Here is a 23,983-nt window from a genome sequence, read left to right as displayed (position 1 = left end):
AATGATTATTGTTCGATTTAATTATTTGCTTTTGAATTTGAATTAGCAAAGGTTAAATGGCGTTTTCATTTACGAGTTTTCGAAGAGCAATAGAGGAAATAACGAACGTTATGCCAATGGAAAGTTACCTATCACTAGCGGTGTATTTTATAGCGATGTTAGGGATAGGGTTGTTTGCTTACCGACAATCTACCAGTGATATTTCTGGTTATATTTTGGGAGGGCGACAAGTTAGCCCTCAAGTAACCGCACTGTCTGCGGGTGCGTCTGACATGTCTGGTTGGATGCTAATGGGCTTACCAGGTGCAATGTATTTAACCGGTTTCGATGCGGTTTATATTGCTATAGGGTTGGTTGCAGGTGCGTTAGCCAATTATTTACTAGTAGCGCCGAAACTTCGCGTTTATACCGAAGTAGCGAACGACTCGCTGACTGTGCCTGAGTTTTTTGCGAAGCGTTTTAATACGCCTAACTCAAGCTTACGCATTGTTTCAGCGGTGATTATCGTACTGTTTTTCACGCTATACACCTCTGCCGGGTTAGTTGCAGGTGGTAAGTTGTTTGAAAGCGCATTTTCAGTCGATTATCAGTTAGGCCTATTTATTACGCTGGGTGTAGTGGTGTCTTATACACTACTTGGTGGTTTCTTGGCAGTAAGTCTTACGGACTTTGTACAAGGGTGCATTATGTTCGTGGCGCTTGTACTGGTTCCAATCGTCGCGTTTACCGAGTTCGATAGTGTGTCGCAAATGACAAGCGCCGCTTATCAATCTGTACCCAATTTTTCTGAATCGTTAGAAACGCTAACGATTGTTGGGTTGCTATCGAGTTTAGGTTGGGGCTTAGGTTACTTTGGACAGCCGCACATTATTGTTCGCTTTATGGCAATTCGTTCTGTTAATGCCATTGGCACAGCGCGAAATATTGGTATGTCGTGGATGTTAGTGACCATCATTGGTGCACTGGCAACAGGATTCGTAGGCATTGCTTATGCCAATCAGTTTGGTCTTGCTGTCGACGACCCTGAGACGATATTTATTATTTTCTCACAATTGCTGTTCCACCCACTTATTAGTGGATTTTTAATGGCCGCTATTTTAGCCGCTATTATGAGTACAATTTCGTCGCAACTGCTGGTTAGCGCAAGTTCGTTAACCGAAGACATTTACCGCGTAATGGTAAATAAAAAGTCTTCAACCAAGGCGCTGAGTGAAAAGCAAACGGTAACAATTGGCCGTTATGGTGTAGCAGGTGTCGCTGTGGTTGCATTGTTATTAGCCATGGATGCGTCGAACACAATTTTATCTTTAGTAAGTAATGCTTGGGCAGGTTTTGGTGCAGCATTTGGTCCGTTAGTACTGTTTTGTCTGTATAAAAAGGACCTTACAGCGAAAGCGGCAATGGCGGGCATGATCAGCGGTGCGGTAACCGTACTGTTCTGGATTTACGCGCCCGTTTTAGCTGACGGTAAAACGTTAAGCAGCGTTATTTATGAAATTATTCCAGGGTTTGCGGTAAGTACGTTAACGCTTTATTTGGTAAGTCGCTTTAGCGAAAACCCATCGTCAAACGTACAGGCAACATTCGCGCAAGCCAGTGAAGAATTAGCAAATCAACAATCTTAAGGTTAAAAAGTTTATTATGAGTCATCCAAATTGGAAACGCGTAGTCATCAAAGTGGGTAGTGCATTGATATCGCCCAACCAACAAGGTTGTAGCAGTCATTACCTTTTGAGCATTGCGCAATTTATCGTGCGATGCAGAGCCAACGGTACACAAGTTGTACTCGTGTCTTCTGGTTCTGTCGCAGCGGGCGCGCACCTGTTTCCAGAGCAAGAAAAGTCAGATATTGCAGTTAAAAAAGCAATGGCAGCAGCGGGTCAAACCGAAATGATTGCCACGTGGGACAGACTGTTTGATTTTCCGTCTGCTCAGATGCTCTTAACGCATGCTGATTTGCGAGACAGAGAGCGTTACGTAAGTATCCGTGAAACGATATTCAGTTTATTGGATAACAATATCCTGCCTATCGTTAACGAAAACGACACCGTTACCACCGACAAATTGAAAGTGGGTGATAACGATAATTTATCGGCCATGGTGGCGTCGGCAGCTGAAGCAGATGCACTTATCATTTGTTCAGACATTGATGGGTTGTACGATAAAAACCCGCATGAACACGACGACGCACAATTGCTTAAATCAGTTAATACCATTGATCAAAGCATTTATGACATGGCTGGCGGTGCGGTAAAAGGCGGTGTAGGCACCGGTGGTATGCGTACTAAAATTGAAGCGGCCGAAAAAGCCGTTTCGCATGGTATAGATACATATATTATTAACGGCTTTACTGAACTGTCGTTTAATATGCTGCTAGCAGGTGAAAACCCAGGCACGCATTTCAAACCTCACGCCAAGCCAATGCAAGAGAATGTGCATTGGATGCGCCATACGTCAAACGCGCAGGGCGAGGTGATAGTAGAAGGGGACTTTGACGCCTCTTTAGCTGGCGACGCAGAGCAACTGACAAGTAGCGAAATTATTGACGTGAAAGGTGAGTTCTCGGTAGGCGACACCATTCTAGTACGTAAAGAAGACGGTACTAAACTGGTAAAAGCCAAGTCGAATTACAGTAGCTGTTTATTGAATTTCATTGCGAATCAGGAAAACGAAGAATTCGCCCATGAGTTTGAGGAAAAGACTGGGCCAATTATTTCTGATCAGCACATAGCAAATCTGGAGAAAGAATGAGCATTATTACAGAGTTAGCACAACAGGCAAAAAAAGCTGCACGTACACTGGCTATTTTAAGTGAAAGCCAGAAAAACGCGGTGTTAACTGATATGGCCGCGGCAATTCGTGCAAACAAAAGCAAAATTATTGAAGTAAACGAAAAGGAAGTCGCGCGCGCCAAAGAGAATAACTTAGACGCAGCGATGGTTGACCGCTTAATCCTAAACGATGAGCGTATTGAATCAATGGCTGAAGGCATCGAAGTTATTGTTGAACTAGACGATCCTGTGGGTAAAGAGCGCGTTATCGGTACACGTCCAAACGGTATTGAGATTAAGAAAATGCGTATACCGCTTGGTGTTGTGTGCATGATATATGAAGCACGACCTAATGTTACTGCCGACGCAGGCGCGCTGTGCTTTAAATCGGGTAACGCAGTGATATTACGTGGTGGTAAAGAAGCACTAGATACGAGTTTAGCCATTGCTGAGCTTATGCAAGACGTGCTGGAGAAGCACAATTTACCAAAAGCGCTGGTAACGGTAGTTCCGAATCCCGATCGTGCATTAATGCAAGAGCTAATGGAGCAGCGTGATTACATTGACGTAATTATTCCTCGTGGTGGTGAAGGACTAATCAACTACGTGACTGACAACGCTAAAGTGCCGGTAATTCAGCACTTTAAAGGTGTGTGTCACCTTTACGTAGACAAAGATGCTGATCTAGATAAAGCTATGGCACTACTTCTAAATGGTAAAACACAGCGTACTGGCGTATGTAATGCCTTAGAAGGCTTAGTTGTACACCAAGCCGTTGCGGGTGATTTTCTGCCTAAAGTGGCCGATGCATTCAAAGAAAAGGGCGTTAAGGTTCACGTAAACGACAAAGGCAGCCAGTACTTTGATGGTGCTGACGTTATTTCTGAAGACGCGTACGGTGAAGAGTATCTTGGCCTTGAAATCGCTATCCGTGTAGTTGACGATTTCGAAGCAGCGGTTGACCACATTGCGCAATTTGGTAGTAACCATACTGAAGTAATTTGTACGGAAGATGCTGAAAAAGGCAAGTTATTCCAACGCGCAGTTGATGCAAGTGTAGTAATGGTTAATGCCTCTTCACGTTTTTCTGATGGCAGCCAGCTTGGCTTAGGTGCAGAAATTGGTATTGCAACCACTAAACTACATGCTTATGGCCCAATGGGCTTGGAGTCATTGACTTCAGAGAAATATTTAGTGAATGGCGAAGGCCAAATTCGCGACTAATAAAAAGATGTTTTAACTGGTCGGCATTGTGCCACGAGTTTACATGCTTCATAATTAAAAGCGCTGACATTCGTCGGCGCTTTTTTTCGCCTATTCAAATATTTACCCTCGGAGTACAGACGGAGCTTACATGGAGATTGTGATAGACCCCGCGCAGTTATGGCATCAATTTATAAGTTTTGCCAATGATTATAAACTGCTGACATCTCTAGTACTTTTAATTGTACTGCACTTTATCAAAAAGGGTGTGTTGCGCCTTATCAGGCGCATTAGTTCTCATCGTGGCGAAGACCGCCGAAACCAAATCAATATCCTAGAGCAGCTGGGTAATGCCTTTATCATTATTGTGTTAATGATGGTGTGGAGCTCTGAAATCCAAACACTGGCAATCTCCATTGCTGCCTTTATGGTGGCCATTGTGTTGGCAACCCGCGAGTTTATTCAGTGCTTTATGGGGTTCATTTACTACTTGGGAGCTCGGCCATTCAGGGTAGGCGACTGGATCCAAATGAACAACATCATTGGTGAAGTGGTAGAAATGGACTGGGCAAAGACTGCGCTTTTAGAAGTAGACCCTGAAAGCTTTAACTACACGGGTAAACACGTGTACGTGCCTAACAGTCAGCTAGTGACCCAAACCGTACGAAATCTTAACTTTATGCGTCGCTACCGTTTGCATTCATTTGAAATAGTGAACGAGCCTTCTGTTAACGCCTATAGTTTGCTTCCAGCGTTTCATGCCAGGGCACAGGCACATTGTGAATATTTCCGCGATGTAGCAGAGCGCTACAAAGGCTTAATTGAACGTCACTTAGAGCAAGAGTTTATTCGCATCGACCCTGAGGTTGAGATTAAAACCAATGAACTTGCCAAAGTGGTGGTAAAGGTAAGCTTGTTTTGCCCTACAGCCGAAGCTCACGAGTTAGAGCACAAAATGTGCTCAGATTGGTTAAGTCTGTGGTTCAAAGCGCAAAAAGAAGAGCAGCGCCAGCTTCACGCACAGCACAGCGATTCCTCTTCAGTGCAGAATCAAGCTAAAGCAATGCCCGAAGCACAGACAACTACTAGCGGTGCGCTATAGCGTTTATTCCAAGCACGTCCATTCTCTGTGGCTGGTAAAGTGGCCTTGTAAAAAGGCCATTTGGTCAGCCAAAATTCGCCTGTTCATTAAATAAAAGCGCTCGTACACATTGGGCCTGAAGGGTACTGCTAGTAGAGGCATGTTGGCTTCTTCTGGCGTTTTAGCACCTTTTGCGTGATTACATCTCTGGCAAGCCGTGGCAACGTTCGTCCAACTGTCTTTTCCGCCACGAGAGCGGGGGATAATGTGGTCTCGGGTAAGCTGCTTTGGCGTAAATTTATTGCCGCAGTACATACATAGGTAGCTATCGCGCCTAAACAAATAGCGATTAGTAAGGGCAACTTTGCCAGATAAATCTGTTACCTTGCCGTCGCACGCGATAATACTAGACAGGGTAAGCTGACTTTGCAGCCCTTCGTGATTCCAGCCTCCCTTAAGCGTAATAGCATCGCTACCTAGCTCAAATAGCACCTTATCTTGACTGTAAAGCTTTGCGGCTTGTTCAACATCTATCCACTCTTGTGGCATGCCTGCTTTATTAAGTCGAAGTACCAACATGGTTATCTCCTTTAGCACACTAATATTAGACGTTCTTGTTGTGGTTAATCACTTCTGCGCATTGGTCGCACGTGATGTTTATTTAAGTTCTTACTTTGTTCGCTTTTTGTTCTAGCATACGCTGTTTTGTGTCAGTATGATGAAAATATAGTCAATAATTGAAATTTCACAGATATTTCATATAGTCATGGTGCTATAGGTGGTAGCGGTTAATGACCAAATAACACGACAAATTCCGCGCGGGGCTGCATTTGACCATGGTATTAACGCTACTTCATGGCTATACTATGCGCCGCGTTTAAAAGCGATAAAATAAAGATTGAAATTAAAGGACAAATAGTGACTCCTATTACTAAATCATTTCAGTATGGACAGCATACTGTAACTCTAGAGACGGGTGTAATTGCTCGTCAGGCAACAGCTGCGGTTCTTGCGAGCATGGACGATACGTCTGTACTGGTAACAGTAGTTGGTAAAAAAGAAGCCAAAGCAGATCAAGACTTCTTCCCACTTACTGTTAACTACCAAGAAAAAGCGTACGCTGCGGGTAAAATCCCAGGTGGTTTCTTCAAGCGTGAAGGTCGTCCATCTGAAGGTGAAACACTGATTGCACGTCTTATCGACCGTCCAATCCGCCCATTATTCCCAGAAGGTTTCAAAAACGAAGTACAAGTTGTTGTTACTGTAATGTCTGCTAACCCAGATATCCCTACAGACATCATCTCTATGATTGGTACTTCAGCAGCCCTTGCTATCTCTGGTATTCCTTTCAACGGCCCAATCGGTGCGGCTCGTGTTGGTTTTAGCAACGGTGAATACATTCTAAATACACGTGCAGAAGAGCAAGCTGAAAGCGAGCTTGACCTTGTTGTTGCGGGTACTGAAGGCGCAGTACTTATGGTTGAATCAGAAGCAAGCGTGCTTTCTGAAGACACTATGCTAGGTGCGGTTATGTTCGGTCACGAGCAAATGCAAACTGTAGTTAATGCAGTTAACGAATTTGCTGCTGAAGTTGGCACTGAGAAGTGGGACTGGGCACCAGAAGCAGAAAACACTGCACTTAAAGACAAAGTTAAAGCACTAGCTGAAGCAGAAATGACTGCGGCTTACCAGATTTCTGACAAGTTAGAGCGTAAAGACGCAGTAACTGCAGCAACTGAAAAAGCACTAGAAGCTATCCTTGCTGAAGACGAAGAACAAGACAAGAAAGAAGTACTAGACCTTCTTCACGACCTTGAGTCTGACGTTGTACGTTCACGCATTCTATCTGGCGCGCCACGTATCGATGGTCGTGACCCAGCAATGATCCGTGCACTTGACGTAGCGACAGGTATTCTTCCTCGTACTCACGGTTCTGCACTTTTTACTCGTGGTGAAACGCAGGCACTTGTAGCTGCTACGCTTGGTACAGAGCGTGACGCACAGATGATTGACGAGCTTCAAGGTAAGCGCGACAGCCGTTTCATGCTTCACTACAACTTCCCTCCATACTGTGTTGGTGAAACAGGTATGATTGGTTCGCCTAAGCGTCGTGAAATTGGTCACGGTCGTCTAGCGAAGCGTGGTATTCAAGCAGTAATGCCAAGTGAAGAAGAATTCCCGTACGTAGTACGTGTGGTTTCTGAAATCACAGAATCAAACGGTTCATCTTCAATGGCGTCGGTATGTGGTACTTCACTAGCGCTTATGGATGCAGGTGTTCCAATTAAAGCGTCTGTTGCGGGTATCGCAATGGGCCTAGTTAAGAGTGACGACAACTTTGTCGTACTTTCAGACATCCTTGGTGACGAAGATCACCTTGGCGACATGGACTTTAAAGTAGCGGGTACTACCGAAGGTATTACTGCACTTCAAATGGACATTAAGATTGAAGGTATTACTAAAGAAATCATGCAAATTGCGCTTAAACAAGCAAAAGAAGCGCGTTTGCACATTCTTAACGTAATGGACGAAGCAATTGGCGGTCACCGTAAAGAGCTAAGTGAATTTGCTCCACGCATTTACACAATGAAGATTGACCAAGACAAGATTCGTGACGTTATCGGTAAAGGCGGTGCAATGATCCGTCAAATTACTGAAGAGTCTGACACTAACATCGAGATTGAAGACGACGGTACTATCAAAATCTTCGCGACAGAGCGTGCGAAAGCAGACATCGCTATTAGCAAGATTGAGCAAGTAACAGCTGAAATTGAAGTTGGTAAGACTTACAACGGTAAGATTACACGTATTGTAGACTTCGGTGCGTTTGTAGAAGTACTTCCAGGTAAAGAAGGCCTTGTTCACATTTCACAAATCGCTCACGAGCGTGTGAACAAAGTAACTGACTACCTAGAAGAAGGCCAAATGGTTGACGTTAAGGTTATGGAAATCGATCGCCAAAACCGTGTACGCCTAAGCATTAAAGAGCTTCTAGAAAAGCCTGCGCCTAAGTCTGACGACGCAGAGTAATGCCGATTGGGTTTTAAACCTAGTTAGCTGTATATAAGTAAAAAGGGAGCTTGGCTCCCTTTTTTCGTTTTAGGTTTTAAAAGCAGTAACGGGTTGGGTTTTACTCTTTAACCCTCACATCCAACCTATAACGAAAAGCGCTTTTTTAGAGGTATTAGATAATGGATAAGCAAACGCAAACTGAAGTAGAAGCAGCGGTATTCCGCCGCTTAGTAGAACACCTAGACGCAAATAAAGACGTTCAGAACATTGACCTGATGATTTTGGCGGATTTCTGCCGTAACTGCTTGGCAAAATGGTATTCGGCAGCTGCAAGCGAGCAGGGCGCTGATATCGACTACGAAGCTGCACGTGAAGTGGTATACAAAATGCCGTATTCAGAGTGGAAAGAGAAGCATCAGCTTCCTGCCACTGACGAGCAGTTGGAGAAATTAGCTGCTAGGCAGGGAAAGTAGTTTTTAGTTCAAGTGACGTTAATTTATTTGTTTTAGAAGCCAGCGGAAGCTGGCTTTTTTGTTTTTGGCTTGCGTGAAATACACCATAGTTAGTTGAACGCTGTTTTGGTGTTTTCAATTAATGAGCGAAAAACGACATTACGGTTTTTTCTTTATTTCTCTGGTGGTTATAGTTTAGAGTAGTTATAAATAAAAAGGACAAGTATCCCAATGTGGTGTGTAAAAGCATGTCGGTTTGGGGACGAGTAAGCTGTTAAGTAACCATAAGGAAATGCCGTGATATTCTTATCCCATAATTATAATGACAAGCCCGTTGTTGAACAAATTGCAATCAGGCTGAAGGAGCTTTTTGGTCAAGACAAAGTGTTTTATGATGCATGGTCAATTCAACCGGGTGATGGCATTATTGACCGTATGAACCAAGGCCTTGGTGATTGTGAGTTGTTCTTATTTTTTGTCTCAAAAAACAGCCTACAAAGTAAAATGGTAGAGTTGGAGTGGCAAAATGCCGTTATTAAGGCATCGCAAGGAAAAACGAAGATCATCCCAGTAAAGTTAGATGACTGCATGATGCCGCCAATTCTGATGCAGTCGCTTTATATAGATCTATATGGTCAAGGCTTAGAGGTGGCGCTACGTCAAGTCGTTGACGTCACAAGTGGTAGAAATACCTTTCAAAAAGGGCCGCAAGAATTTTCAAATATGAGAGCTTACGCTTATCAAAAAGAAGGTAAGACTTATGTTGAGTGCCATGCAGAGTTTTATTTAGAACCAATATCGAGCTTCCTAATCTTGACGCATAACTCTGAAAGTGAAATCCAATTTAATTGTTTGAGTAGCTCAATGACGTATGGTGGCTTCAACCCTAATATAAAGTTAAATGATGGTCGAGAATATAACGCACAGGCTGTAAGAATTGAGAGAAATACAGCCCCTGGTTTTCCATTTGTAATGGAAATATCGCCGCAGAATGGTAGCGAAGTAAAACTCGCCGGTGTCATGCACGAAAAGAAACAGGGTGAGTACCGTATGCTTCCGTTAGTTCAGGGGCAAAAGGTTACTTAACAAGTTACCCAAAAGGACGCAAAACGCTTGGCTTTGCTCCTTCGTCGCTGATTTTAGCCAAGCACTTTGCGCCTATTAGTAAGGCGTTAGGCTTCTCAATATTTTCAGCATCATCAGGAGATTAAATGTCAGATTATCGGCCAAATACAATAGCACTAAGAATGAAGGTTGTCCTTGGAGCAATGACACTTGTTACAGGCTTTGTACTTTTGTTTGCAACGGTCCCATTTTTTGGTAATTCAGAATTAGATTTCATAATCCCTTTGGTGCTTATGTTATCTGGTGCAATGATTTTTCTAATGAACTATCTGAGAACAGGTAGTTTTTTCAATGAAAATGAGAAGCAAGAAATGATGTCTGAGGAAATTAGACATCTGAGAAACGAATTGGCCCATGGAAGATCATCCTCTAAAGAATTTGATATTTTACGCCATCAAATTGAACAGCTTAAAGAAATCGTTGGTGAAGTTGATCATAAAGAGGAAATATTAACGAGTGATCAGCGTGCTGAGATAGTTGACGATATAAAATCATCGATTGTAGGTGACGCTTCTAACAGTGTGCTTTTAGCAATTGAAAAAAAGTTTTCTAAAGATATAAAGCGTGACCGTTTTTTAGATAGCATACGTGAGCAATGTGAGATGACTAGGCGTCGTTTGATGCGTGAAATTGACTCACTGACACGCCGAGGAAATTTAAACTTAATCATCGGCGTATTAACAACAGTAGTTGCTGTCGTGATACTTGCATCTACGGTTTTAAGTGGTGAAAAACAACTGACAAATGATGAGTTGATTTCATATTACCTTCCTCGTATTACTTTAAGTCTATTTGTGGAAATATTTTCATTTTTCTTTCTTAAGTTATATAAAGCAGGGTTAAGTGAGATTAAGTATTTCCAAAATGAATTAACTAATGCAGAAATGAAGTTTATTGCAGCGGAAAAAGCAATTATGCTTGAGTCGACCGATTCTCAATCAAAAGTAATTGAGTCGCTTTCGGAAACCGAAAGAAATTTCAAGTTATCTAAAGGTGAAAGCACCGTAGAACTTGAAAAGTACAGAGCAGACCAAGATAACATGAAAAGCGTTTTAGACTCCGTCAAAGGAATTATTTCTGGTGCAAAGAAAGCCTAACAAGGCGCTTAAAACGGAACTAAAACAGTGGGTTAAGTTTCGCTTCGCTACACATTATAACCCACTATTTTAGTCCGCTTAGCGCGGCGTTATGTGCCAAAAGGTTATTAATAAATGACTGACGAAAAAAAAGAATCTAAGGAATCGACGAACTGGCTAGTTGGGTTTGACAAACTGCTTACTCCAACTTTTCAGTATCTCGGTGAAGAGCTTAGAGACAGTGTCAAAGCTAAACTAGAAGAGCACAAGGACAAGAAGAAACGTGAAAATACATCCTTACATTTAGCGGCAGTGATCGAACGAGAGCCAGAAGGAAAAGTTGAATCTATAGAACAATTAGAGCTTTTTTCTGAATGGTTAGAAGGGGCCGAAAATATAAGTGATACGCAAAAAGAGCTGTCCGCAATTTGGCGAGGAATCCTTAAAGACATCAAAAATGGTGTTTCCATTGATCCTGTTGTAATTGACAAAACAAAACTAATGACTCCTCATGAAGCTGAAGTATTGCTCCATTTTAAATATTCGAAAATGTTGAAAAGATGGGAATTTCTTGCAGAAACGGATAGAGAATCATATTACCTTAGAGAACTTGAGAAAAAAGATATCGTAATTAACAATAGTTTAACCTTTAGAATTTTTGGGATAGCTATATCAACAAGGTTTTGGAGACTCACCTGGATTGGCGAGCATATCCGAAAAATGCATGATGTATGGACTGATGGTAAGTCCGGCAAGAATGGCACATAACAAAGCGCTAAACACGTTCCCTTCGGTCACTGGGACAGTAACGCGGCGGCTTCGCTATTACGCCCCACTTGTATGCGCCCTTATTTAAAAGTTAACTCTCTAAGAACCATGATCAAATAATGAGTGATAAAAAGAAAATACTACTTTTGAGGTTGATGGTGATACCGTCGTTAGTTTTTTTTCTATGTCTTTTTTCTGCAGCGCTTACACCTAAAGATACGCCCTCGGTAGATGCAAGTGTCATGAAAAAATGGGTGGAAGATAATAGAAAAACCGATAGTTATATGGTTCATTTGAGCGGGGGAAGTGTCAAAAAGAAGAAGCAGGCAATTCCTCAAGGGTTGTATAGAAAGATTGAAATTGGTGATCAAGTCAAGTTGATTCAATCAAGCCCTCAAGGAAGCTGGATCTACATAAACACGTTTCGAAATGGTGTGGAGGTGATCCCCACAACAAATATTAACAGCGTACCTATGATCATGTTTGGTGCGCTACTGGTTTTAATATCTTTTCTTGCTTACCTGCCTAGTCGTTGGCTGCTAAGGCACGGTAGTATTTCAGTTACTATATTTATGTTCGGTTGTTTTAGTACATATTTTTCAGTCGATTTTATAGTGGCACTAGTCACATAAAGCTAACGAAACAGTCAAGTTGAACATCCTAGATATTTTGTTTTTTGCTGTAGGAACACTAAAAAAGACCAAACAAGACAGGCATGTTTGTGTGCAAAGTCATACATTGTTTGCCAGTCTACCCTTTATTTTACTTAGGTAATTGCAAAGACAAGGAGGTCGAAATGAAACTCATAAAAGTAGCTATATTGACTCTTTTTATATCGCAGATTGCTGCTGCCGAAATTGACGTTTCTCTTGCCAATGGCACTGAGAAAGAAGAGTTGAAACGCGAACAAATTTTTAGACTCATTGAACATTATGATCTTAAAAAATGGTGGTTCACTGATAAAATTATTATAGATGAATCAGCGAGGGGTCCCTTCAGCAAACTAAACAAGACAGGCATGTTTGTGTCTAAATACCGTGCCTTACCAAGTTGAATGATGCCTGTTTTATTTTAGAACCCCTGTTTTTTACTAGGTTTTATGTTGTCCGTACTTAAGAATTTTTGTCTTTCACAAACTTCTAACGCCGCTTTTCTCAGTGTTTCATCTTCAATATCTGATAGGTCGCTCGGTTGCGTATAGCCTTCACAAGACACAGTGAGCTTATAGTCTTCAATTTCTTTACTGGAATATGTTTTTTCCCCACAGCCATAGAAAAGAAATATTGGCAGTATTAGAAGTAAATCTTTTTTCATTATTAAAATCCTTTTCGTTGAGATTGCACGATGCCCTGTGTAGCAGACTAAACGAGACAGGTATCTTAGCGTACAAGAAATACACTTAACAAGACAGTCATCTTTTTACAATGCTATGTTTGTTCATGCTAGCCTCCAAATTGATTTAGTATTGAACAAACTAATTATGGCTCTGGCTGAAAAGTTAACCCACGAAAATGCGGGGGCTAGCACTTTTACAGGGAGCCATTGTGTCTATGTCACCAACGGCCTGTGTGCACATTTATAAGGAATTCTCAGAAATATGAAACTCATTAAGTCCCTTACTTTAAAGTTCGGAGCGAAAACTGGCTCGGCCCCTTTAGAGCTTAAACCTACCGGAATAACTCTTTTTGTAGGCCCAAATAATTCAGGTAAGAGTTTAGTTTTGAGAGAAATTGAGAAATTTTGTTCAACTTATAATAAGCAAGGCGACTCAATAATAGAGAGCATCGAATTCAATCTTCCAGATGAGAAAGAGATAATTAAAGACCTTGAGACGAAAAAAACGCTGCCAAATAAAGGCGAGAATGTACCAGATGGCGCAATCGTTGTTCAAAGAATTAATACATATAAGGGACTTCAAGCAAGAGAGATTATTCAAACCAACCAAATTAAAAGCTGGTCTGAAAATAAACAAATAAATGCACTGGCTCGATACTATTTTTCTCTGTTAACTGTAAGACTTGATGGTGCGACAAGAACAAATTTATTGAATCCAAATAACAGAGGAGACTTATTAGAAACGCCTACAAATATTCTCGCCGCCCTTTTTCAAGATGGCGAATCGAGAAAGAAGCTTAGGAAGCTTACGTTCGAGGCATTTGGTAAACATTTTACAATTGATGCTTTAAATCAAGCGCAGCTGAGAGCTCGATTAGCTGACAGAGCACCAGTAGATGAATTGGAAGAGCAAGCATTAGACAAAAGGGCAAGGGACTATCATAAAGCTTCGCTCGAAATTACAGAGGCATCTGACGGAGTAAAAGCATTTACAGGCATGGTGGCAACTGTTCTTGGGCAAAATTGTAAAATTCCTCTTATAGATGAGCCGGAAGCATTTTTGCATCCACCGTTAGCTAAAAGATTAGGAAAAGAGCTGGCTGAAATATCTGTACAAAGAGATGCCACAGCATTTATAGCGACACATAGCGCTGACTTTTTAATGGGATGTGTTTCAGGAACTCCAGCCGTAAATATAGTGAGGCTAACTTATAAGGGTGGAAAACCTACGGCTAGGTTGTTGAGTCACGATAGGCTAAACGAGATTATTAAGTCACCTATAATGAGGTCCACAGGCGTGTTGAGCGCCTTATTTCATGAGGGGGCAATAGTATGTGAGGGGGATTCTGATAGAGCCCTATATCAAGAAATTAATGATCGTTTATCCTCCGTTAATAAAACTGATTCTTCAGAAGCGTTATTTATAAATGCACATAGCAAGCAATCCACTGCAAAAATCGCAGGACCTTTGAGAGAGATGGGGATTCCAGCAGCCATTGTTGTTGATTTTGATGTATTTAAAGGCAATGAGGATTTTAAGCATATCCTTTCGGATTTAGGTGTACCCCAGGTTTTAGCAAACGGATGGTGCCAAACAAAGGCGCTAATTGCGCAACACTGTAGCGACAATAAGATAGACTGGAAAAAACGAGGAATGTTAGATATAGCGGATGAGGACATTAGGATAAGCGTAAAGAATCTGATCCAAAACTTGCGAAGCTTTGGTGTGTTTGTCGTTCCAAATGGAGAGCTAGAATCGTGGCTCAAAGACTTAGATGTTGTGGAAACAAAGAATAAGAGAAATTGGCTTTTGTCAGCATTTGATAAACTTGGAGGAGATCCAGACGCTCCGGATTTTGTTGGCCCTAGAAAAGGGGATATCTGGGACTTTGTAAGGGCTATTTCTTTCTGGATTAATGACCCTGAAAGAGAGGGAGTATAAAAAAGACATAACAAGCGCATGTTGGCGGACTGGTTTTCCGCTGCGCTCCAAACCAGCCGCAAATGTGGGCGTTGGTATGACTCCTTTTGTCAACTCTTACTAAACAAGACAGTCATATTTGTTTCCCTCCGTTGTGGGCAAACTAAACAAGACAGGCATATTTCTTTTCTAGACAGGCATGTTTCTGTATACCCACCTATCTGAGTTGTTATTGAAAGCTATATTCCAGTAATAGCAAAGTCTATTGCACCTATTAGCAATTCGGGGATTGCGCTAAAGAACCGATGCAGTCCTTAAGCACGTCTTCGGGTATGGAACTCAGTTGTTGAGTCAGAAATAGGTATGTCTCGCCTTCGAATTCTATCTCCGGCGTTAGGTTTTTCATGTAAAGACTATTTCTAGTCTTATTCTTTGTCAGCGGTACAACTAACCTTGTTGCTAATTGGTCAATTACGGAGTTCTGAACATCTACAAGAAAGGGGTAAGCTTTATCTGTTTTTGTGCTTGGTTTTTTGTAAACATCAAGCTATGCCATTAGAAGTTCCTGTACTCATCACCTATACAGCCGTTCTCAGCAACAAACTCGTTATACGCAGCTATGTTTTCTTTTTTCCATCTTTCTTCTTCAACACTTTTTAATTTGTCTTTAAGTACCTGCTTTAAGGTTGCAGACAGATTAACTTTTAAGTCTCTAGCTTTTTGCAATAAGTCGCTGTTTAAGCTCAAATTAGTCGATTTTTTGGGGCATTAATGTCATATAAGTCTTGCATGCTATCACTCCAAATGGTCTTAATTGTCAAGTATACGCATGCGCATAGAAAAGAACTAATTCCTTCTTAATAACACAGATATTTTTGAGTACAGTTGTTTATATCTTGTGCCCGTCTTGCTCTTTACTGAGCTGCAAAGCTAACCGAGTAATCGCATTGCACTTTGTCGGCCTTGAACCCGTTGCTGATGTTGATTGTGCGCGTATTGCTCTAAATGAGTCACTTTGCCAGCGGCGTGCTTAAAGCAGGTTTCAAACTGTGTGGTTAAAGTTAGCCAATGTTCTTGTCCAATATTGAGACGCTCTAAAATAGAGGGGAGGTTATGCTCAACCTTGCCGCGCTTGTTTGGATGAAGATATCGGCTGGTTATATCTATAAGCTGTAAATAGTCTGGAAGGGTAAAAGGTAAACCGTGTGACATCTCTTGTCTTGGATTGCCTGCAAAAGGCATAAGTCTTTTAGGTGTTTTGCCTAGCCTGGCTGCGTTAATACGGTATTTAATACTGGTATGGTCCGATGCCTCAGGAGTTTTGGCCATCTTTGCTCGTACTGGATTCAAATCAACATAAGCCATACAGGCGGCAAGGGCTGACTCATCTAATAGCGCTTGTGACTTAAACCGTCCTTCCCAAAAATGACCAGTACAGTCGTCCTCTTTATTTGCGACCCTGGCAATGTATTCATTCAGTGCACGCATACACCAACTGATATCAAATAGCCTTTTACGCCATACTTCAGCCGTTAACTCAACCGTTTTAATTTGGGTTTCATGTAATTCTTTGAGTAAATCTGGTGATAGGTAGCGCTGTGAGATTAATGTGCCTTTGTACAATTTATGCCAACGTTGAATCACGTCTTCTGTACTTAGTGCGTCTGCTTTCTCTCTGTGTACGTATAATACTAGGTGCGTATGATTACTCATTACCGAATAGGCACATACATCAATGGCAAAAACCTCATTTAAAATATGAATACGGTCTTCTACCCATTGGCGACGATGCTCAAAGCTTCTACCGTTTTCTTCGCCACATAAGAAAGCACGACGAACACAGCGGCAAACACAGTGGTAATAGGGCGTATCCGATAAACTAATTTGAGACTTTCGGGCTTTAGGCAATGCGACTGTCCGACTCTGATTAACTTGATTAACAGTTTCAATAGGGATTTAGATTAAAGAAAGTGTACGAAGGGATAGTTTGGATTTTTCTAGTTATGCCTGTTTATTTTAATATGACAGAATTGAATTATTACTAATGCGCATAGTATTGGTCTGCTTTATTTCATTATTGAATTAAAAATATCTGTAAATCAGTGGTATATAATTATATATGAATAATAAATTGTTAGAACAACGTGAAGTCCCCTAAGAAATGGAGAGAACTAAATGAGTATTGATTCTGAGTTAGAGAAAACTATTGCATCTATTCATAAGTTATCTGTCGATCTAAAGGATAATAGTTACCTGAATGATGAAGCCAAAGAATTTGGTCTAAGGCTTATCCGAGAGAACATAGAGCAAGTTGGGGGATGGTATGCCGCAACTGGAGTTCCTACTTCTGTTCCAATTGGAAGTGGACCTAGCACAACAAACAGCAACGCAAAATGCCCCCACTGCAACAACAATATTTATGTAAAGAAAAATCCCTAGGAAAAGCATAATGGAATGGAATATTGTTGGCTCTGGAATTCTTGGTTCACTTGTAGGTGCAATTGTAGCAATCGTGTCTGTTTTTGTTTCTCATATGTTAAATGTCAGAAAGGACGAAAAATCTCAGGTATCGGCACTACTAAAATATAAGCAAGCCCTTCACGATGAATTAGATGTGTTTTGGAAAGCATATAGGCAAGGAATTGGGAATAAGCTTTCAGTTGCAAATAATGACTTTATTCTTAATGAATTTTATCCTGAGATAGCTGCTCCATTTGCCATTTATGAGGGTAACGTGGGGCTCCTTGGTAATATTAAAGAACCTGACTTGCGAAGACTAACTGTAAAAGCCTACAGTGAAATTAAGGCTTTGCTGGCTCAGCTGTCTCTACATAACCAGTTGTTGCTTAAATATGAAGCGGCGTATTGGCAAAATGCTGAGAATTCAAACGAACACACACAAGCTAGATTTGAGAGTATAAAGGATAGCGTTTATGAAAGTACAAAGATATTAGCTTCTCATCATAAAGAGAGTGAATCGTCGGTAGATTCTTTACTACGAGAGTTTAATAAACATGGGGTGCTCTCAAACTAGCTCTAACAAGCACGTCAGTTAAGTCGTTCGCAAGCTCACGCCTAATACGCGGACGTTATATTGAGGAGTTACCCAAACTTAGTGGACATCTCCTATAGTTAGATAAGAGGTGACTTATGGCTAGTAAAAAGAAGGTTCAAGACCAAACACAAGTACGAGAAGTTTTGAAAAGCAACGGATTATATATTTAATACTAAAGGAAAAGAAACAAGCCATGCATTTTTGTGGATATACGGAATCACCATGAAAAGCAAACTCTCACTTGCACAATATGTTAAGAAGCGAAATGGGGTTCCATTAGGGGCAAGTGGCTCCATGACAAACATGCTTTCGCGCTCTTTTGGTGCCGCATCTTTTCCAATTTTTTGGCACTATTGGAATCCGATTTGGGGTTACTACTTATCACGCAATGTCATGCGCCCACTTGCGAGTTTTCTTCCTGTTTCGTTAGCTACTTTTCTTACATTTCTCGTTAGCGGCGCGCTTCATGACTTAGCGGTCTCAATCGTCAAGCTGAAAACCATTTTTTTCTTCACCCTTTGGTTTGGATTAATGGGTTTGATTGTTGTAGTTTCTAAAGGGGCAGGGATCTCATACGGCCATGTAAGTTGGCCTGTTCGTGCGTTATTTAATGCGTCGTTTATTATAGTATCGTTAGGTTTAACGTACTTTTTGGAAAAGTTGTATACATAAAGGAAGCTTCTATAGACTAAATAAGACAGGCATATTTGTATATTTTACACTGTCCTTAGACGAGGAAATACGCCCATAATGAACGGGCGTCGCTCCACGTTGCTCTTCACAATAAGCAACTTCGTGAAACTCCTTATGCGTATCCAATCCTATAAAAATCATGCTATGTTTGTTCATGCTAGCCTCTAAATTGATTTAGTATTGAACAAACTAATTATGGACTCAGGCCGACGCTCCGGTGGCTGAAAAGTTAACCCACGAAAATGTGGGGGCTAGCACTTTTACAGGGAGTCATTGTGTCTAGCCAGATCACAACAACAAGGAAAGTTATGCTCAAACATATGCTCATTGCGATTCTGTTTCTACATTATCCTACTTTTGCAAAAGAGAGTGTGCTGATTGAAAATGTGACCGTCGTATCATCGCACCTTCAGGAGCCATTACTAAAGGCGCATGTTCTTATTTCTGATGGACGGATAAAAACAGTATCGTCATCTAAGATAGAAAAAACATTTGATGTTCAGGTAATAGACGGGACTGCTTTATACCTAGCCCCAGGAATAATGGATAGCCATGTTCATGTTTCATCTATTCCTGGCATGGGATTTGGCGTCGAGCCTGTGGCGCAAAAGAATGACGCACTTGCTGAAGAATACTATAAACAGCAACCCTATAGCTTCTTGTACTACGGTATAACACAGGTTGTCGACCCAAACCCCGGGCTTGAATGGAAGAAATTTACTGCTTCTGAAATACATCCTGATTACTATCGTTGCGAAGTCATTACCTCACGCTCAACGTTTCCTTTGGTAGAGAAAAATGATGAGCTGTCGAAATCCATGTTTTCCTATATCGTTGAACAGGACGTTGCTGAGACAGCACTGAACTCTCCTGAACAAATTGGAAGACGTATTGCTGAATCCGGCGCATCTTGCATAAAAATATACTTTGAAGATGGCTATGGGGATGAAAGTCAGTGGCCGTTATTGTCTGACGATACCCTGAAACGTATTCGAAAATCTGCATCACAACATAAACTACCTCTGGTAGCGCATGCCAATGCATTGGATATGTATCAAAGAGCTATTGATGCAGAGGTGGATGTAATTGCGCACGGGCTCTGGAATTGGGGGAAGTTTTCGCGTGAAACTGAAGTGTCCAAACCAATGCATGGCGTGCTTAACCAGTTAATGAGCAAAGGCACTGGGTACATGCCAACCCAAAGGGTAATTGCCGGACTAGGTGAACTCATGTTGCATAACTCACATGGTGTTTCTGAATTTAGTAAGGTAACGCCCGAAGAATTAATTGAATGGTATAAGCAACCTTCGGCACAATGGTTTAAAGAAGAATTACGCGCAGGATTTGACGGACTACCTGACGAGGTTATTGCTCGAATCTTTTTAAAAGATCGGGTTGGGAAAGGTAACAAAATTTTAAAGATCCTCACCGAGGCAGACTATCCGCTGTTATTAGGTTCTGATTTTCCGGGAAGTCCTAGTTTTTCCAACCAACCTGGTTTAACCACTTTCCTTGAAATGAAAGCAATGGCAGACGCTGGCGTATCTTTAGCTGCAATACTCTCAGCTGCGACCATTAACAATGCGCGACAATTTAATATTGATGAAGATTACGGAACGGTTGAAGTTGGTAAGGTTGCAAATTTACTTTTGCTAGAACAAAACCCTTTAAATACCGTGGACGCTTGGAGCAACATCCACCACATTATCCTACATGGAGAAGTTTTTAATCGATCAGATTTTGCTGCAGATACTATAGCTAACAAATCATTGCAGCGGGCGAGCCGCTGAATGCGGCGTTAGGGTTAAAATGGAACTTCACGTCACAAGCGTAGATTACGCTCCAGAGGAACTACATGATCAAGTACCTTTGGTGTTTGAGTTATTAAGGGAAATTCCAGGCAGTGACCGTCCTGACTATTGGATAGGAAGGTGTAAAACTCCTATTCAATGGATCGAAGGCAATAAAGATATTACTTATGTAGTTGTTGCGGCTAGATGGCAAGGCACAAGAATCGAACCTCATGTCAAAAACTTGCCCGTTGGAATATCCTACGTCTTAGACGAATCAGTTTTAACTGACGAAACATTGGACTTTAAAAAGTGCAGCTATGTAGCTATCGGCATATCCCATGAAACTACGGGTGGCACACCGCCAGAGAAACACAAAGGCATATTGGCGGGTACTATTGGTAAGTTATTTGGCAAGGGTAGTCAATAAAATGACTAAATCACCTAACAAACACATCAAAAATCGCCCCCCAAAAGGCGTGGGGAGACTGGTCAGTAAAAATGATCAGTAATATTTAACATTGACTAACGAAAAACAAATTTTGAATTTATCCCTATTGCACCAATGCAGACTAATATGGGTGTTTTTGGCGCTCTGTTGTTTTGAAAGTAATGCAGTAGTTATGAGACACGATGTTTCTGCAGAAAAATATCGTGTTGAAAAAATGCCAGAATATGTTGTAGATATGCCGGGTGAGGGCCACGGAGTTCTCATCGCAGAGCAGTGGGTTGTTACTGTCGCACATAGTATCTTTTACGATTATACGAATACCAACTTAAAAGTTGGTTCTAAGTACTATGAAATAGAAAAGGTTTATATTCATCCAGGTTACATAAAGCCAAGGGGCAATGAATTAAGCGGTGATTTAGCTCCGCTAATGCAAGTTTTGAAATCCAGCAGCGATATTGCGTTAATAAAACTATCCAGTCCAGTTTCAGACATTAAACCCATTTCAGTCTATTCAGAAGCTGCCGAGAAAGGGCGTGTCATAACAGTTTTTGGTAAAGGCGCAACTGGAAATGGGTTAACAGGTGAGAACGTAGAAACTAAATCGCTCAATCAGGCAAACAAATTTCAAAATGTCGTAGAAAGTGCAAATGGTAAATGGCTAACGTTCAAATTTGATTCTCCTAAAAATGCGCTTCCCCTAGAAGGAATGCATGGCTCAGGAGATAGCGGAGGCGCTTCTATTATTTATCAAGATGGCGAACCATATCTAGTGGGGTTATCGAGTTGGCAATTTGCGACTGGAGATATTTCTGAATTTAAAGGAGGGCTGTATGGTACTACTGCTTATCAGACTAGATTATCAAATTACTACCATTGGATTCTGAATATTATTGGTAATTAAAAAGTAAGCTAATTTATTCGTGTGCTCGTAGGGCGCGAATACATTTACTTCGTAACGCAAGAAGATTGTTCAGGCTGTTTTCTCGCTTTACTAAAAACTTTAATCAATGCATGCGTAGGCCAAATCAATAAGTCGCAAGTTTTACGATAAATAGGGAAATAAGTGAGTAACTATGAAAATAATAATCATAGCTTTTGTATGGCTTTTTGTTAGTAGTTCGTTCGCTGAAATCGTTTTAGATGAAAGTGCGTTTACTCAGCGCTATGCTAAAGCAATTAACATCAGAGAAGATGGCGTAAGGGCAGATATAAAGGGGCGTTTGGAAGTGGAAATGACTTACAGCAACGGAGAAACATCTACCGCGTACCTCGATAACGCCTACATGAATTACCGCTCAAGCCCAGGCGAACTAGACGCAATTATAAACGCTTACATCAATGCATTAACCAAAAGCAGTAGCGATGTTAAATCCAACATAGAAAAAGAGCATATCTTTCCCGTTATCAAGGACAGGGGCTATATGGAGCAAATAACGAAATTAATGAATCATAGCAGCAAGGGGGAACTACCTTTCTATTATGAAAAATTAAACGACGTCCTGTATGTTTTGTATGCCATTGATACGCCTTCTTCTATTAAATTCATGCCAAAGGAAGATATCAATGCTCTCGGAGTAGAAGAGGGAGAACTTAGAAACCTTTCAATGGCTAACTTGATGAATGCTAATGAGTCATTACAAATTCAGGGTGACCGGTCGACGGTCTCGATGGTTGTAGCTGATGGAATTTACGAAGCATCTTTTTTGCTTTATGACGATCTATGGACGAAAGAAAACTTTCCGGTGAAAGGAGATATAGTAGTCTACGTGCCATCCAGAGATGTGTTGATTGTTACGGGTTCAGAAGATACTGAGAGCCTTGAAACAGTGAGAGGTATTGTGCATAACCCTGATAGTCAGTGGTCTCATGCTGTGACAGATATTGGATTTGTGCGAGAAAAAAATAAATGGGCTGAATTTCACAAGTAATAGGAACGTCTAGCTGATGCGGTATCTCTGTAGATGCGACTAATAACGATACGCTACCTATGATTTGTCGTCATCTACGTTTAGCAGTTAATAGGTTAAATGCGATAAAACAATCTACGCTGGGTGAAGTTACTGTTATTTGGTCTAAGGAATAGAACATTGGCAAAAATTCTAATATTTGGAAACTCTGGTTCTGGAAAATCTACGCTGGCACAGCACTTATGCAAAACACAAGGTTTAGCTCATTTAGATCTAGATACATTAGCGTGGAAACCTACTAGTCCTCCTGAGAGAAAGCCTATTGATGAGTCTGCAGAAGAGATAAACACTTTTATTTCTTCCAACGACAAATGGGTAATTGAAGGCTGTTATACAGACTTACTAAAAATTGTAGAACAGCAGTCTACTGAAATTATATTTATGAACTTACCCATTGAATCCTGCATTTCAAACGCAAAGGCGAGACCTTGGGAGCCCCATAAATACAAAACAAAGCAAGCCCAAGATGACAACTTAGCAATGCTTATTGATTGGATTGGGCAATATTCAGAAAGAAACGATACATTTTCTTATGCGGCACATAAGCAGTTTTATGATAGCTACCATGGTCATAAAAAGATGATTACGCAAAATGTCCCGACCGAGACAAGTTAGGCAAATTCGTTAATATATGAAATAGGTGAAACGGAGTTTCTAGTGAAAAAAATCTACTTCTTGCATTATCACTTCTAGTGTCAGCTACGGTATCGGCTGAAGATATTAAATTAGATCTTAAGCAGCTTGCCCAACGGTATTTCGACACAATGGTTGCTACTCAGGCCCCTGGCGCTACAAAAGTTGAGCTTGAAAATCACCTGAGTTTACTCGCGGATGATGTTGGTCATTCACATTTGCCATGGGTGATAGACGATACGCGATTACCTGACGGTAAGGAGCAAATGAGAGAGGGCATGACATTCTATTTAGGCGCACACACAGAATATAGTGCTGAGCTGTTAGATGTTTTTACATTTAATCATTCTGCTATTGCTATCAGGTATAAGAATTATGCCAAGGGCGTGCATCCGCAAAACAATCAGCCTATTGAATACAGTCAAGTAATGATGGAAGTACTAGAAATAGAGAACGGTAAGATTGCTGTAATTCGAAAGTACCATGAGTAAATTTCACATTCTGATAAGTTGCGTTGGGAAGAGACGTCGGTCGTTGCTTAGTTTCGCGGTAATGCGCCTGGCATTGACGCTTCTTATCGGTTTGATTTTACATGTATAATTCTTATTCAGGTACTGCTAGTATGGATTGTGTGGTGTCTAATGCCTATA

The 23,983-nt window shown here is 41.2% G+C and carries 25 protein-coding genes and 2 pseudogenes; 21 read left to right on the top strand and 6 right to left on the bottom strand.

The window, feature by feature from the left end:
* The first annotated feature begins 110 nt into the window (after positions 1 to 110).
* The 4 genes from putP (at position 111) to MHN00_RS12450 (ending at position 5,076) form a co-directional block, all read left to right on the top strand.
* Positions 111 to 1,625 (top strand): sodium/proline symporter PutP, encoded by a 1,515-nt coding sequence (gene putP, locus MHN00_RS12465; protein WP_156087337.1) that lies wholly within the window; start codon positions 111 to 113, stop codon positions 1,623 to 1,625.
* Between the two features lie 16 nt (positions 1,626 to 1,641).
* Entirely contained in the window at positions 1,642 to 2,751 is a 1,110-nt protein-coding gene (gene proB, locus MHN00_RS12460; protein WP_014949381.1) for a glutamate 5-kinase, read from the top strand.
* Positions 2,748 to 3,995 (top strand): glutamate-5-semialdehyde dehydrogenase, encoded by a 1,248-nt coding sequence (locus tag MHN00_RS12455; protein ID WP_061485817.1) that lies wholly within the window; start codon positions 2,748 to 2,750, stop codon positions 3,993 to 3,995. Before proB ends, MHN00_RS12455 begins: the two co-directional genes overlap by 4 nt.
* Positions 3,996 to 4,125: 130 nt before the next feature.
* On the top strand, positions 4,126 to 5,076 hold the full coding sequence (locus MHN00_RS12450; protein ID WP_039229391.1) for a mechanosensitive ion channel family protein: 951 nt from the start codon (positions 4,126 to 4,128) through the stop codon (positions 5,074 to 5,076).
* A gap of 3 nt (positions 5,077 to 5,079) precedes the next feature.
* Here the strand turns inward: MHN00_RS12450 and MHN00_RS12445 are convergent, their stop codons facing one another.
* Entirely contained in the window at positions 5,080 to 5,634 is a 555-nt protein-coding gene (locus tag MHN00_RS12445) for an HNH endonuclease (RefSeq protein ID WP_014949384.1), read from the bottom strand.
* Between the two features lie 339 nt (positions 5,635 to 5,973).
* Here MHN00_RS12445 and pnp point away from each other — a divergent pair, with 339 nt between their 5' ends.
* The 7 genes from pnp to MHN00_RS12410 all read left to right on the top strand — a co-directional run bounded on the left by pnp (position 5,974) and on the right by MHN00_RS12410 (position 12,542).
* Positions 5,974 to 8,085, top strand: coding sequence for a polyribonucleotide nucleotidyltransferase (gene pnp / locus MHN00_RS12440; RefSeq protein WP_239301331.1), 2,112 nt, complete (start codon positions 5,974 to 5,976; stop codon positions 8,083 to 8,085).
* Between the two features lie 161 nt (positions 8,086 to 8,246).
* Entirely contained in the window at positions 8,247 to 8,540 is a 294-nt protein-coding gene (locus tag MHN00_RS12435; RefSeq protein ID WP_012518312.1) for a DUF1244 domain-containing protein, read from the top strand.
* Positions 8,541 to 8,816: 276 nt separating this feature from the next.
* On the top strand, positions 8,817 to 9,605 hold the full coding sequence (locus MHN00_RS12430; RefSeq protein WP_239301330.1) for a toll/interleukin-1 receptor domain-containing protein: 789 nt from the start codon (positions 8,817 to 8,819) through the stop codon (positions 9,603 to 9,605).
* A 125-nt stretch (positions 9,606 to 9,730) separates the two neighbouring features.
* Positions 9,731 to 10,741 (top strand): hypothetical protein, encoded by a 1,011-nt coding sequence (locus tag MHN00_RS12425; RefSeq protein ID WP_239301329.1) that lies wholly within the window; start codon positions 9,731 to 9,733, stop codon positions 10,739 to 10,741.
* A 114-nt stretch (positions 10,742 to 10,855) separates the two neighbouring features.
* Positions 10,856 to 11,488, top strand: a complete 633-nt coding sequence (locus tag MHN00_RS12420; RefSeq protein WP_239301328.1) for a hypothetical protein — start codon at positions 10,856 to 10,858, stop codon at positions 11,486 to 11,488.
* Positions 11,489 to 11,607: 119 nt separating this feature from the next.
* A complete protein-coding gene (locus MHN00_RS12415) occupies positions 11,608 to 12,120 on the top strand; it encodes a hypothetical protein (protein WP_239301327.1) in 513 nt (170 codons plus the stop codon).
* Positions 12,121 to 12,284: 164 nt separating this feature from the next.
* Complete coding sequence (locus tag MHN00_RS12410) at positions 12,285 to 12,542, top strand: hypothetical protein (RefSeq protein WP_239301325.1); 258 nt, start codon at positions 12,285 to 12,287, stop codon at positions 12,540 to 12,542.
* Between the two features lie 17 nt (positions 12,543 to 12,559).
* Here MHN00_RS12410 and MHN00_RS12405 read toward each other — a convergent pair whose 3' ends face one another.
* A complete protein-coding gene (locus tag MHN00_RS12405) occupies positions 12,560 to 12,802 on the bottom strand; it encodes a hypothetical protein (protein WP_239301323.1) in 243 nt (80 codons plus the stop codon).
* Positions 12,803 to 13,085: 283 nt separating this feature from the next.
* Here MHN00_RS12405 and MHN00_RS12400 point away from each other — a divergent pair, with 283 nt between their 5' ends.
* Positions 13,086 to 14,765, top strand: a complete 1,680-nt coding sequence (locus tag MHN00_RS12400; protein ID WP_239301321.1) for an AAA family ATPase — start codon at positions 13,086 to 13,088, stop codon at positions 14,763 to 14,765.
* Between the two features lie 253 nt (positions 14,766 to 15,018).
* Here MHN00_RS12400 and MHN00_RS12395 read toward each other — a convergent pair.
* The 3 genes and pseudogenes from MHN00_RS12395 to MHN00_RS12385 all read right to left on the bottom strand — a co-directional run.
* Positions 15,019 to 15,228 (bottom strand): annotated as a pseudogene (locus tag MHN00_RS12395) (CcdB family protein); the annotation flags it as partial.
* A 71-nt stretch (positions 15,229 to 15,299) separates the two neighbouring features.
* Positions 15,300 to 15,470 (bottom strand): type II toxin-antitoxin system CcdA family antitoxin, encoded by a 171-nt coding sequence (locus MHN00_RS12390; protein ID WP_239301319.1) that lies wholly within the window; start codon positions 15,468 to 15,470, stop codon positions 15,300 to 15,302.
* A 204-nt stretch (positions 15,471 to 15,674) separates the two neighbouring features.
* Positions 15,675 to 16,652, bottom strand: coding sequence for a transposase (locus MHN00_RS12385; RefSeq protein ID WP_239301317.1), 978 nt, complete (start codon positions 16,650 to 16,652; stop codon positions 15,675 to 15,677).
* Positions 16,653 to 16,919: 267 nt separating this feature from the next.
* On the opposite strand from MHN00_RS12385, the gene MHN00_RS12380 reads away from it, so the two are divergent.
* The 3 genes from MHN00_RS12380 to MHN00_RS12370 all read left to right on the top strand — a co-directional run bounded on the left by MHN00_RS12380 (position 16,920) and on the right by MHN00_RS12370 (position 18,471).
* Positions 16,920 to 17,183: a hypothetical protein gene (locus tag MHN00_RS12380; protein ID WP_239301315.1), complete on the top strand. Its 264-nt coding sequence runs from the start codon at positions 16,920 to 16,922 to the stop codon at positions 17,181 to 17,183.
* 10 nt (positions 17,184 to 17,193) lie between these two features.
* Positions 17,194 to 17,778: a hypothetical protein gene (locus MHN00_RS12375; protein WP_239301313.1), complete on the top strand. Its 585-nt coding sequence runs from the start codon at positions 17,194 to 17,196 to the stop codon at positions 17,776 to 17,778.
* Positions 17,779 to 18,021: 243 nt separating this feature from the next.
* Positions 18,022 to 18,471: an acyltransferase gene (locus MHN00_RS12370; RefSeq protein WP_239301311.1), complete on the top strand. Its 450-nt coding sequence runs from the start codon at positions 18,022 to 18,024 to the stop codon at positions 18,469 to 18,471.
* Positions 18,472 to 18,516: 45 nt separating this feature from the next.
* Here the strand turns inward: MHN00_RS12370 and MHN00_RS12365 are convergent.
* A pseudogene (locus tag MHN00_RS12365) lies at positions 18,517 to 18,648 on the bottom strand (IS110 family transposase); the annotation flags it as partial.
* A gap of 119 nt (positions 18,649 to 18,767) precedes the next feature.
* Between MHN00_RS12365 and MHN00_RS12360 the strand changes: the two are divergent.
* The 6 genes from MHN00_RS12360 to MHN00_RS12335 all read left to right on the top strand — a co-directional run bounded on the left by MHN00_RS12360 (position 18,768) and on the right by MHN00_RS12335 (position 23,824).
* Positions 18,768 to 20,282 (top strand): amidohydrolase family protein, encoded by a 1,515-nt coding sequence (locus tag MHN00_RS12360; protein WP_239301309.1) that lies wholly within the window; start codon positions 18,768 to 18,770, stop codon positions 20,280 to 20,282.
* Positions 20,283 to 20,301: 19 nt separating this feature from the next.
* Entirely contained in the window at positions 20,302 to 20,712 is a 411-nt protein-coding gene (locus MHN00_RS12355; RefSeq protein ID WP_239301308.1) for a hypothetical protein, read from the top strand.
* Between the two features lie 193 nt (positions 20,713 to 20,905).
* Entirely contained in the window at positions 20,906 to 21,634 is a 729-nt protein-coding gene (locus MHN00_RS12350) for a trypsin-like serine protease (RefSeq protein ID WP_239301307.1), read from the top strand.
* 172 nt (positions 21,635 to 21,806) lie between these two features.
* Complete coding sequence (locus MHN00_RS12345) at positions 21,807 to 22,661, top strand: DUF1444 family protein (RefSeq protein ID WP_239301306.1); 855 nt, start codon at positions 21,807 to 21,809, stop codon at positions 22,659 to 22,661.
* A gap of 159 nt (positions 22,662 to 22,820) precedes the next feature.
* On the top strand, positions 22,821 to 23,315 hold the full coding sequence (locus MHN00_RS12340) for an AAA family ATPase (protein WP_239301305.1): 495 nt from the start codon (positions 22,821 to 22,823) through the stop codon (positions 23,313 to 23,315).
* A 77-nt stretch (positions 23,316 to 23,392) separates the two neighbouring features.
* Entirely contained in the window at positions 23,393 to 23,824 is a 432-nt protein-coding gene (locus tag MHN00_RS12335; RefSeq protein WP_239301304.1) for a nuclear transport factor 2 family protein, read from the top strand.
* Positions 23,825 to 23,983 lie beyond the last annotated feature (159 nt).

Source organism: Alteromonas sp. Cnat2-8 (assembly GCF_022348355.1).
In the GTDB taxonomy this organism is placed as follows: Bacteria; Pseudomonadota; Gammaproteobacteria; order Enterobacterales; family Alteromonadaceae; genus Alteromonas; species Alteromonas macleodii.
This window is presented reverse-complemented; position numbering and strand designations above follow the sequence as displayed.